At 64.5% G+C, this 10,874-nt stretch carries 11 protein-coding genes; 8 read left to right on the top strand and 3 right to left on the bottom strand.

What is annotated here, in order from left to right:
• Positions 1 to 252, top strand: a 252-nt coding sequence (locus ACVOLQ_RS21750) for a hypothetical protein (protein WP_481529278.1), incomplete at its 5' end; no start/stop codon positions are given.
• Positions 253 to 357: 105 nt separating this feature from the next.
• Here ACVOLQ_RS21750 and ACVOLQ_RS21745 read toward each other — a convergent pair.
• Genes ACVOLQ_RS21745 through cutA form a run of 3 tightly spaced genes read right to left on the bottom strand, consistent with a single transcriptional unit; the run spans position 358 to position 3,632 of the window.
• A complete protein-coding gene (locus ACVOLQ_RS21745; protein WP_313173384.1) occupies positions 358 to 948 on the bottom strand; it encodes a TlpA family protein disulfide reductase in 591 nt (196 codons plus the stop codon).
• A complete protein-coding gene (locus ACVOLQ_RS21740) occupies positions 948 to 3,305 on the bottom strand; it encodes a protein-disulfide reductase DsbD family protein (protein WP_481529277.1) in 2,358 nt (785 codons plus the stop codon). The genes ACVOLQ_RS21745 and ACVOLQ_RS21740 overlap by 1 nt, the downstream gene beginning before the upstream one ends.
• A gap of 3 nt (positions 3,306 to 3,308) precedes the next feature.
• Complete coding sequence (gene cutA, locus ACVOLQ_RS21735) at positions 3,309 to 3,632, bottom strand: divalent-cation tolerance protein CutA (protein ID WP_313173382.1); 324 nt, start codon at positions 3,630 to 3,632, stop codon at positions 3,309 to 3,311.
• A 186-nt stretch (positions 3,633 to 3,818) separates the two neighbouring features.
• Between cutA and ACVOLQ_RS21730 the strand changes: the two genes are divergently transcribed.
• From ACVOLQ_RS21730 to groL, 7 genes are all read left to right on the top strand, one after another.
• A complete protein-coding gene (locus ACVOLQ_RS21730; protein ID WP_313173381.1) occupies positions 3,819 to 4,226 on the top strand; it encodes a type IV pilin protein in 408 nt (135 codons plus the stop codon).
• Positions 4,223 to 4,723: a pilus assembly FimT family protein gene (locus tag ACVOLQ_RS21725; RefSeq protein WP_313173380.1), complete on the top strand. Its 501-nt coding sequence runs from the start codon at positions 4,223 to 4,225 to the stop codon at positions 4,721 to 4,723. Before ACVOLQ_RS21730 ends, ACVOLQ_RS21725 begins: the two co-directional genes overlap by 4 nt.
• The gene (locus ACVOLQ_RS21720) at positions 4,707 to 5,126 is read left to right on the top strand and encodes a type IV pilus modification PilV family protein (RefSeq protein ID WP_313173379.1); all 420 of its coding nucleotides are present in this window, start codon (positions 4,707 to 4,709) and stop codon (positions 5,124 to 5,126) included. The genes ACVOLQ_RS21725 and ACVOLQ_RS21720 overlap by 17 nt, the downstream gene beginning before the upstream one ends.
• Positions 5,127 to 5,128: 2 nt before the next feature.
• The gene (locus ACVOLQ_RS21715) at positions 5,129 to 5,833 is read left to right on the top strand and encodes a PilW family protein (protein ID WP_481529276.1); all 705 of its coding nucleotides are present in this window, start codon (positions 5,129 to 5,131) and stop codon (positions 5,831 to 5,833) included.
• Positions 5,834 to 5,853: 20 nt separating this feature from the next.
• Positions 5,854 to 8,112: a hypothetical protein gene (locus tag ACVOLQ_RS21710; RefSeq protein ID WP_313494413.1), complete on the top strand. Its 2,259-nt coding sequence runs from the start codon at positions 5,854 to 5,856 to the stop codon at positions 8,110 to 8,112.
• Positions 8,113 to 8,580: 468 nt separating this feature from the next.
• On the top strand, positions 8,581 to 8,868 hold the full coding sequence (locus ACVOLQ_RS21705) for a co-chaperone GroES (RefSeq protein ID WP_057626824.1): 288 nt from the start codon (positions 8,581 to 8,583) through the stop codon (positions 8,866 to 8,868).
• Between the two features lie 84 nt (positions 8,869 to 8,952).
• Entirely contained in the window at positions 8,953 to 10,602 is a 1,650-nt protein-coding gene (gene groL / locus ACVOLQ_RS21700; RefSeq protein WP_481529275.1) for a chaperonin GroEL, read from the top strand.
• Positions 10,603 to 10,874 lie beyond the last annotated feature (272 nt).

The following is a 10,874-nucleotide window of genomic DNA, read 5'->3' as shown; positions in this document are numbered from 1 at the left end:
AGTGCAAAGCAGTGCAAAGCAGTGCAAAGCAGTGCAAAGCAGTGCAAAGCAGTGCAAAGCAGTGCAAAGCAGTGCAAAGCAGTGCAAAGCAGTGCAAAGCAGTGCAAAGCAGTGCAAAGCAATGCAAAGCAATGCAAAGCAATGCAAAGCAATGCAAAGCAATGCAAAGCAAAGCAAAGCAAAGCAATGCACTCAACTCCCTGGGCAGCAGATCTACCAGCGGATGCCACGGAAATCTACGGCATCGCATGACACCGGAAACTCAATGATCAGATCGTCAATCCAGCGCTGCTGCCTTGATCGCGCTTCGGCGATTCACGTCGCGCCGAGTGTGCCGCGTCTATCCGCGGCGCGGGATCACGGTGTTGGAATGGTCGGCGTATCTTTTACCCAGGCATCAATCTCGCCCGCCTTGAACGGGCCAAGCTTCTGCTTGAGGACGCGCCCTTGCGCGTCGATCAATACGCTGTACGGCAACAGGCCCTGCGAGTTGCCCAGCTTGACGCTGGCGTCGTTCGGCCCCGGTGTCTCGATGACGATGGGGTAGTACACCGGCACATTGCCAAGAAAATCCAACACCGCATCGGGTGTATCCAACGCCAGCCCCACAACCTGCGGACCGCTATCAGCGTGACGCGCGGCAAAGCGCGCCAGTTCAGGCATCTCTTCGATGCAGGGCGCGCACCAGCTTGCCCATACATTGATCAGCAACGGCTTGCCCTTGAAGCGCTCCGGGAACTGCACCGGCATGCCATCCAGGTCGGGCAGGGCGAACGAGGGCATCAGTTCGCCGACGCGTACACCCTGCACCGGCGTGGCCGAACGCGGCGCCGTGGCAGGTTCGCTCATCGATGGCCGCGCCGGCGTTGCTGGGCGGCTCAGCCATGCGCCGGCGGACAGCCCGGCCGCTGCGGCAATACCTGCCACCCACCATACGGCGCGGCGCATCAGCGTGCCGCGCGCAGCAGCGCTTCTTCGGCGACGGACTGGGTCAGCACGGTCGGCAGCACGCGCGGCGGTGCGCCCGGGCCGTAGACCACGTACAGCGGTACGCCGACGGCCTTGTGCTGGTCGAGGAAGGCGCTGATCTGCGGATCCACATTGGTCCAGTCTCCGCGCATGTACACCGCGTTGACCCGCTTCAGCGTGTCGCGGAACTTGTCACGGTCCAGCACGTTGCGTTCGTTGGCCTTGCAGGTGACGCACCAGTCGGCAGTCATGTTCACGAACACCACGCGGTTGTCCGCGCGCAGGCGGTCAAGCATCTGCGGCGAGTAAGCCACCGTGCCTTCGCTGGCCACGGCGGCGCCCGGCGGTGGCAGGCGGGTCACGCCCCACACCGGCACCAGGGCCAGCAGCGCGATCACCGCGCCCAGGACCATGCCGATCCTGCGGCTGTGCCAACGGCTGCGTTCGAACCACCACAGACCCAGCGCCAGCACGGTCAGGCCGATCAGCATCAGCCCCATCGCATCGATGCCGCGCTGCTTGCCCAGTACCCACAGCAGCCAGATGGCGGTGAGGTACATCGGGAACGCCATCACGTGCTTGAAGGTTTCCATCCATGCGCCCGGCTTGGGCAGGCGCTTGGCCAGCGCCGGCACGAAACCGATCAGCAGGAACGGCAGTGCCAGGCCCAGGCCCAGTGCCAGGAACACCAGCATCGCCAGGGCAGGCGGGGCGGTGAAGGCGTAGGCCAGTGCCGGGCCCATGAACGGCGCAATGCAGGGGCTGGCGACCACGCAGGCCAGCACGCCGGTGAAGAAGTCACCACTGGGGCCGCTGCGCTTGGCCAGGTTCTGGCCCAGTTGGCCTGCGCTGCCGCCCAGGGTGAACAGCCCGGACAGGCTCAGGCCCACCGCGAACATCAGGTACACCAGTGCGGCGATGAACCACGGGTGCTGCAGCTGGAAGCCCCAACCGGCAGCCTGGCCGGCCGCGCGCAGGGCCAGCACCAGTGCGCCGATCGCGGCAAATGCAACCAGCACGCCAGCGGTGTACCAGAGCGCGTGGTTGCGTGCGCGCTGGCGGCTTTCGCCGCTCTGCGCCACGCCAAGTACCTTCAGTGACAGTACCGGCAGTACGCAGGGCATCAGGTTCAGGATCAGGCCACCGGCCAAGGCCAACAGCAATATCCACAGCAAGGAACCATCGCCTGCGGCCTGCGCCGGCGGCTGGCTGCGGCGGGTGTTGTCGGCCGATGCATCCGGTGCGGCCTCGGCCAGGCTGGCGGCCTCGGCGGCCGGCCGGACCACCAGCGGCTGCGGTGCCGGCGGGTTGGCCGGGTCGATCAGCGGCATCGGAGTGACGTCGCCCTTCTTGCCGGCCGGCAGTGGCGGAATCACCAGCGGGGCGACCGCCAGTTCCTCCTTCTCCTTCTGCGAGACCTTGCCGGCAGGCAGTGACAGCCGCACCCGGCGGGTCATCGGCGGGTAGCAGATGCCATCGGTCTGGCAGCCCTGGAAGGTCACAACCAAGGTGGCCGGGGTTGCGTCAGGCTTGTCACGGCGCAGCGGCAGCGGCACGTCGACCTGGTCGAAGTACACCACCACGTTGCCGAAGTGTTCGTCGCGGTAGGGCTTGCCGGCTGGCCATTGCGGTCGGCCGGCGCGCACGCCGTCGGCGCCTTCCAGTGCCAGCGAGGTGCGGTCGCGGTACAGGTAGTAACCCGGTGCGGGCGAGAAGCGCAGCAGCAGGCGGTTGCCGTTGTCGACGATGGCTTCGAAGCCGAACGCCTTTTCAGAGGGCAGCGGCAAGGCCTGCACGGCAGCGGTGCCGGGCAGGTTGAGGCCACCACCGCTGTTGCCGGCGAGCGGGTTGAACAGGGGCGCAGCCGAAGGGGCGGGCGCGGCGGCAGGGGCGCCAACGTTGGCGGCGGGCAGCCGCACTTCGACCGTGCGCTTCTGCGGCGGATAGCAGACGCCGGCATCGGCACAGCCCTGGTAACGAACTTCCAGGGTGACGCTGTTGACGCCCGGGTCGGCAGTGCCGGGAAGGATGGAGCGCAGCTGGCGATGGTAGGTTTCGACGTCGCCAAAGAACTCGTCGTGCTTCTTTTCCCCCTGCGGCATCTGCAACGCGCCGGCGGTGAAGCCAGGGCCGGCCTTGACGCTGGTGCGGTGGTGATAAAGGTAATAGCCCGGGGCTATGTCCCAGCGCAGCTCGATGCGGTCGCGGCTGGGCGCTTCGGCGCGCAGCGCAAAGGCCTGGTCTACCGGCAGCAGGTCTTTTTCATTGATGGCCAACGCCGGCAGGGCGGCCAGGGAAAACAGGCAGAAGGCGGCAAATTGTCGCAACAGCATCATTAATTATGTTTCCTCCCGGGTCTGCGCCCGGATCCAGTCCAGATACGCCGGCAAGCCGGCGCTGGGGGAGATCGCCACGATCTCCGGCAATTCATACGGGTGCTGCCGCCTGATGGCGGCGCTCAGCGCGTCCAGCCGATCAGCGCAGGTCTTGATGATCAGCTGAACCTCTTCAGCTTGTTCAATCTGCTCCTGCCAGCGGTACACAGACCGCATCGCAGGCAACAAGTTCACACAGGCAGCCAAACGCTGCTCTACCAGGGTTTGAGCCAAGGCCTGCGCGGTTTGTTCGTCGGGGCAGGTGCAGAAGACCAGTCTTACGTCCATCCGGCCATTGTCGCAGAAGCGGTTACGGCACTTTCAGGTGGAAGTGTTGACATCGTTGTCATCAATTGTATATTGCGGCCGGTCACAGTTTCACCTGGTTTTCATCTGACAACGGATGCAGGCCAATTCTTACGAAGTTCACTCCACGGCGGATGCAGGTGTTCGCAAGGCTCTTCAGGGGGGCGTATGCAACAACACAACAACCGGGGCTTCACGTTGATCGAGCTGATGATCGTCGTGGCCATCATCGCGATCCTGGCTGCCATCGCCATGCCGCTGTACTCGGACTACGTCCTGCGCAGCAAGATCCGTACAGCGCAAAGCGATTTGATGGCGTTGTCCAGTACGGTGGAGAACTTCCGCCAGCGCACCCTGGGTTACCCGGCCACTGATGCCGCCGCCAAGAAGGGCTGGAACGCGGCGACCAAGGCCGGCCAGTTCACTTACACCTACGCCGCCAGCAGCGGTGGTTATGAGCTGAAGGCCGTCGCCGGCAGCGCACTGGGCAAGGCCAGTGGTTGCACGCTCAAACTGGACTCCGGCAACAGCCGCACCGTCTCCGGTAACTGTGCCGGCGTGAGTGACTGGCCATGAGTCGGCGTGCCACGGGTTTTTCACTGATCGAATTGATGGTGACCCTGGCAGTGATGGCGGTACTGGCGCTGGCAAGCATGCCGTTCGCGCGCCAGTGGATCGACAGCAACCGGCAGATGCAGGCGCGCAACCTGTTGTGGGAGGCGGTGTCGCAGACCCGCTCGCTGGCCTTGCGCAATCCCGAGCATGTCATCGGCGCCGCCACGTCGGCCCGTCTGCAGCGCAGTGAGCGCAGCCTGCAGGTCCTGCGCGGCGATGGCAACGAGGTGCTGTGGCAGGGCGAACTGCCACGTGGCGGTGAGTATCGCCTGACGGGGGGCGATGACTACGCCGATGCCGAGGCGCTACAGGCCGCGGCAGACCAGTTGTCGTGCGTGGCTTTCGACAACCGCGGCCAGCGCTTGCCCGGCGCTGCCAGTTGCAGCAGCGGTGCCACCCATTCGCGTATTGCCGTTGGCATGAACAGCCAGGATCCACTCTATGTCGATCTGCTTTGATCCGCCGCGCCGCCAGCGCGGCGACATGATGCTGGAAGCCCTGGTCGGGGTGCTGATCACCAGCATCATCGGTGCCGGGCTGGCGCATGTCGTGGCCAATGTGATGAACAGCCAGCGCGATGCCAAGGTGGAAAACCTGATGGTGGAACGCCTGCGCGACAGCCTGCATGGCCAGGGCGTGGGCCTGTGCGGCAGCGCCACGCTGGAGATCAGCCTGCCCAACGGCGAGGCCAGGAACGCGGCCGTCAGCTGCGAGCCGGCAACGGCCACGCTGGCCATGGCGGGCGTGGAACGCACCGTGGAGGCGCCGCAGCGGGTGGACCTGACCGTCACTGCCAGTGACCTCGGCAACAAGGGCGCTGGTGAAGACGATCCCGACCTGCTGGTCTCGACGAGGCAATGAGCATGCACCTGCACACTGTTTCCGGTATCGGCGGCCAGCGGCAACGCGGTCAGAGCCTGATCAGCATGATGGTGGGTCTGGTGATCTCGCTGATCACCATCGCCGCGATGATGACGCTGTACAAGACCATGGTCGAAGTCTCCAGCAATGCCTCGCGTTCGGCATTGCGTGATGGCCAGGTGTCGGCTGCATTGTTGTCGGCACAGATCGAACTGCAGAGTGCGGGCTTCGGTGTGCCGGCCGCAGACAGTTTGAACAGCAAACTGCACGTACGCGATGCGGGCAAGGAGCTGGTATGGCGTTACAAGGCCGACCTCAGCGCCAGCGACTATGTCTGCTCCGGCCTGCGGTTGGTGGACGGCGAGGGCCTGTACCGGTTCACCCCCAAGGCCTGCAGCAACGCCGAGGTGGCGGCATGGGACAGCAGCGAACAGCAGTTGTTGGCCGGCGGTGCCGCATTCTTCACGCCCGCGCAGAAAGATGGCAACGCCTTTGCGGCGGGGGAAGAGGAACTTGGCGCGATGACCCTGGCCCCGGGCTATGTGTTTTCACTCAAGGGTCAGCGCCAGTGCCTGCCCTACATGCAACAGGATTTCAGTGCCACGCCCAGCGCCGCCGTGGGCCAGCAGTTGGCATTGGAGCGCAGTGATGCCAGCAGCCATCTGTTCGTGGCCTGCCTGCCCAATCTCGCAGTGATCACCAGCTGATGCACAAGGAGCACGCGCGTATGGACAAGAATCGCTTTTCCGCCTGGAAGCGCCAGCGCGGTGTCGCCACCCTGCTGATCGTGCTGATGGTGGGGCTGGCGGTATCGGTGACGGTTGCTGCCACCATTTACTCGCTGCGCGGTACCCAGTCACAGCAGTTGACCACGCATTCGGCAACGGCGGCACAGGCCGCTGCCTGGCGCGGTGTCGAAGCGCTGCGGCTGTATCTGCTGCAGGTGGAAACAAGCGTATGGCCGGGCTGGGTAGGCAACGACGCCAAGCCGGTCACCGGACTGGAGGCACTGGGCGTGCGCGCTGCCACGGTGACTTCGGTGGCAGTTGCCGGCAGCGATCACTACCAGGTGACCGCGCGTGTTACCGGCACCGCAGGCGTGGGCAACGCCTTGACCACCGCTACGGTGGAGGTGGTCTATGACGTGCTGCCCGGCAGCGGTACGCCGGGGACGCCACCGGTCTGTGCGTCCATGCCGAAGGCACCGATGGTGTTCAACGGCGATCTTGATTACAGCGGTGGCAAGCTCGACGTCACCAATGCCGTGGACTACGAGAACATCGTGGTCGCCGGCAACCTGACCATCGGTGGCGGTTCCACTGCGCGCATCTCCGGCTGCGTCAAGGGTGATGTCTCCATGACCGGCGGTGGTATCACCGACAACGGTCATCTGTATTCGGAAGGCAGCATCCGCATCGATGGCATGGGCAATCCCAGCGGCACCACCTTGTGGGCACGCAACATCCAGATCGGCAACGGCGTCAGCGGGGGCAACTACAACGCCATCAAGGCAGGCGCATATGCCGTCGGGGTCTACTCCGGCACGCAGCTCATCGGCACCGCCGAAGTCGGCGGGCGCTTGATCCCGGGTACCGTTACCGGTGACACGCCCTGGGTGACGGGTACCGTTGCGCCGTTGAACAGCGGTCACGTGGTGGTCACCCTCACCGACGAGAGCCAGTTCCTGCTGGATTTCGGCAAGCAGGACAGTGCGGGCAACCCACTGTTGAGGGTTGATCCCAGCACCGGTCTGCTGACGGGCGCGGCCGATGCCGAGCGCTTGAAGGGCGCGGACGATGCCAGCCTGCCGGATGCGCTCAGCTTCCGCTCCACCCGCATTGCCGGTGGCACGGTGGGGCTGGCAACGCTCACCGTTGGCCAGCTGTGGGGCTATAACGTCACCGTGTCCGGCTGGAGCGGCAAGTACGAGACGCTGTGGGCCAGCGGCACCATCGCAATGACCTCGGGTACGGTCAAGAACCTGCTCGGTGGCGGCAACATGACGGTCACCGAGGTCTCGGTGACCGGTGCGGGCCAGCTCGCTGGCAGCATCAACAAGAACCTCGGCAACGTGCAGGCCAACCAGGCCGGGGCGACGCCGGGCCTGCCTGGCATCCCCTACTGCGAAGCGCGGGTGAAGCCGGTTGATGCCGACAACTTCCTGGGCATGGCCAACTACGCTTTCAGCACGGTCGACGGCGCGCCGCAGCTGACCATCCGCAACGTCAAGCGCGCCAATGGCGAATCCATCGACGGCGTATACCCGCTGAAGAATCCCAATGCGGTGCAGCTGGCACTCCTGCAGGAACTGATGACCTGCAACAACACCAATGACAAGGGCTGCCTGAACGCCCTCCAGCGCGATGGCAGCTGGTTGTTGCACGGCGTCGGCAAGATGCCGGCGGGCGTGCTTTGGTTCGACCAGTCGGTGAAGATCGATGGCACCAGCACCGAAATGCTGAACAGCATCGTCGTGCGCGGGTGTGACGATCCGGAACAGGCGACCTGTGGCGGCAACATCACCTTCACCAGTGCCGGTCACCGGGATCTCATCGCGCCGAACTTTGCCGGTGCCACCCGGGTCTGCGGCGGCGACTTCTATCCGAGCAACCTGTGCGCCAGCCGTTCGCAGTTCGTCGAATGGGAAGGGCAGGGAGCCGACGGCAAGCCACAGACCTACCAGGGCCTGCCGATCGCCAATACGGCCGTCATCGCCGAAGGCGGTGCCTCGATTGCCGGTTGGGAACTGCGTGGCAGCGTGATGCTGGGCAAGCAGTTGTCGACCAGCGGTGCCACGGTGACCATCCATGGCAGCCTGACCGTAGGCAGCAACCAGACCTCCAACACCACCATCTCGGCCGGTGGCATCTCGGTCGATGTCCCCAGCGGTGGTGGCCTGAACCTGATACCCGTGTGCAGCACCGGCAGCAGCGGGCTGCCGGCAAGCCCGGCCAGTGCCTCGGTGCAGTGGTCGCGATACCTGTGATATTCGAAAAAAAGTAGTTCAGCCTGCAGTCCGGGCGGCTCTCTCTTGGTATGGCGTGTCCCGCAATCCCCCGGGGCACGCCATTTTTTTTTGCAACCATCGGTACCGTACCTGGATTGGAGTCGTACAGGGAGGTGGCTGGCGTGCGTGCGTAGTCTGCAAGCGCCTGGCTGCCCTTCAGCGTGCGGGGGCGCGCGGATATCGCCGGCTCCACGCCTGTACGCCGCGGCCTGGCGGAGAGTCCCGGACCGTCCTGGGGGACTTCAGGACCGGCTCCGCCACCGGAACGCAGGTCTTGCCACTCGGGACAGTCAATTTGCCGGCCTCCCCTTGAAAGGTCCCCGGCCAGCCCCATCTCCCAGACAAGCCCGTTCGACGGGTCTTTTTACGCGTGATGCCGGCATCCCCTTGGTTTTACCGCTGGTGTCGCCGGAATTTCAGGCCAATCAATTACTTAAGAGGTCTTTCATGAGCATCAAGCCGCTTCACGACCGCGTTGTGGTCAAGCCGATCGAAGCCGACGAAATCTCCGCCGGCGGCATCCTGATCCCGGATTCGGCCAAGGAAAAGTCCACCAAGGGTGAAGTCGTGGCCGTGGGCCCGGGCAAGCCGCTGGACAACGGTTCGGTGCGCGCCCCGTCGCTGAAGGTTGGCGACAAGGTCATTTACGGCCAGTACGCCGGTTCGTCCTACAAGGCCGAAGGCGTCGAGTACAAGGTGCTGCGCGAAGACGACGTGCTTGCCGTCATCGGCTGAGCCGCCGCGCCACCTGTTCCTGTAAACCCCCTTTCCCGATAAAAGCAGCCGAGCTTGGCTCGGCTCTACTCAGAGGTAATCGCAATGGCTGCCAAGGATATTCGTTTCGGTGAAGACGCCCGTTCGCGCATGGTGCGCGGCGTCAACGTTCTCGCCAATGCCGTCAAGGCAACCCTGGGCCCGAAGGGCCGCAACGTCGTGCTCGAGAAGAGCTTCGGCGCCCCGACCATCACCAAGGACGGCGTGTCCGTTGCCAAGGAAATCGAACTGGCTGACAAGTTCGAGAACATGGGCGCGCAGATGGTGAAGGAAGTTGCTTCGCGCACCAATGACGACGCTGGCGACGGCACCACCACCGCCACCGTGCTGGCCCAGGCCCTGATCCGCGAAGGCGCCAAGGCCGTTGCCGCCGGCATGAACCCGATGGACCTCAAGCGCGGTATCGACAAGGCCGTGGTTGCCGCCGTCGCCGAGCTGAAGAACATCTCCAAGCCCACCGCTGACGACAAGGCCATTGCCCAGGTCGGCACCATCTCGGCCAACTCGGACGAGTCGATCGGCAACATCATCGCCGAAGCGATGAAGCGCGTCGGCAAGGAAGGCGTGATCACCGTTGAAGAAGGCTCGGGCCTGGAAAACGAGCTGGACGTCGTTGAAGGCATGCAGTTCGACCGCGGCTACCTGTCGCCGTACTTCATCAACAACCAGCAGTCGCAGACCGCCGACCTGGACGACCCGTTCATCCTGCTGCACGACAAGAAGATCTCCAACGTGCGTGATCTGCTGCCGGTGCTGGAAGGCGTCGCCAAGGCAGGCAAGCCGCTGCTGATCATCGCCGAAGACATCGAAGGCGAAGCGCTGGCTACCCTGGTGGTCAACACCATCCGTGGCATCGTCAAGGTCGTGGCCGTCAAGGCACCGGGCTTCGGCGACCGTCGCAAGGCGATGCTGGAAGACATGGCCGTGCTGACCGGCGGCACCGTGATCTCCGAAGAAGTTGGCCTGTCGCTGGAAAAGGCCACCATCAAGGACCTGGGCCGCGCCAAGAAGGTGCAGGTTTCCAAGGAAAACACCACCATCATCGATGGCGCTGGCGATGCAGCCGGCATCGAGTCGCGCGTCAAGCAGATCAAGACCCAGATCGAAGAGACCTCTTCGGACTACGATCGCGAGAAGCTGCAGGAACGCGTTGCCAAGCTGGCCGGCGGCGTTGCCGTGATCAAGGTCGGCGCCTCGACCGAAATCGAAATGAAGGAAAAGAAGGATCGCGTTGACGACGCCCTGCACGCTACCCGCGCAGCCGTCGAAGAAGGCGTGGTCCCGGGCGGCGGCGTTGCGCTGGTGCGCGCTGTCACCGCACTGGCCGGCCTGAAGGGCAACAACGAAGACCAGAACCACGGCATCCAGATCGCCCTGCGCGCGATGGAAGCCCCGCTGCGCGAAATCGTTGCCAACGCCGGTGAAGAGCCGTCGGTCATCGTCAACAAGGTCAAGGAAGGCACCGGCAGCTTCGGCTACAACGCCGCTTCCGGCGAATTCGGCGACATGCTGGAATTCGGCATCCTGGACCCGACCAAGGTGACCCGTTCGGCGCTGCAGAACGCAGCCTCGATCGCTGGCCTGATGATCACCACCGAAGCCATGGTTGCCGAAGCTCCGAAGAAGGACGAGCCGGCAATGGGCGGCGCCGGTGGCATGGGCGGCATGGGTGGCATGGGCGGCATGGACTTCTAAGTCCACCGCAGTTTCACCGCTGCCTGTAGTACGCAAAACCCCGCCGAAAGGCGGGGTTTTGTTTTCGCCCCCTCCCTTTGCCGAAGGCAAGGGGAGGGTTGGGGAGGGGTAGCTCTCTGGCCTTTCAGGCAGCGCGAGCTTCGCGGCTCGCGTCGTTCCCACAATGCCAGCACCCGGCATGTAGTGGCGGGGCCCCGTGGGGGGCGGGCGGGGCCCCACAACCCCCACCCCCGCCATGACGGCACGAACACCCCCCCACAAAACACCGCCCC

The sequence above is a fragment of the Stenotrophomonas sp. STEN031 genome (genome assembly GCF_056759975.1).
The sequence above is the reverse complement of the archived record's forward strand: the minus strand, read 5'-3'. Positions and strand labels throughout refer to the sequence as shown.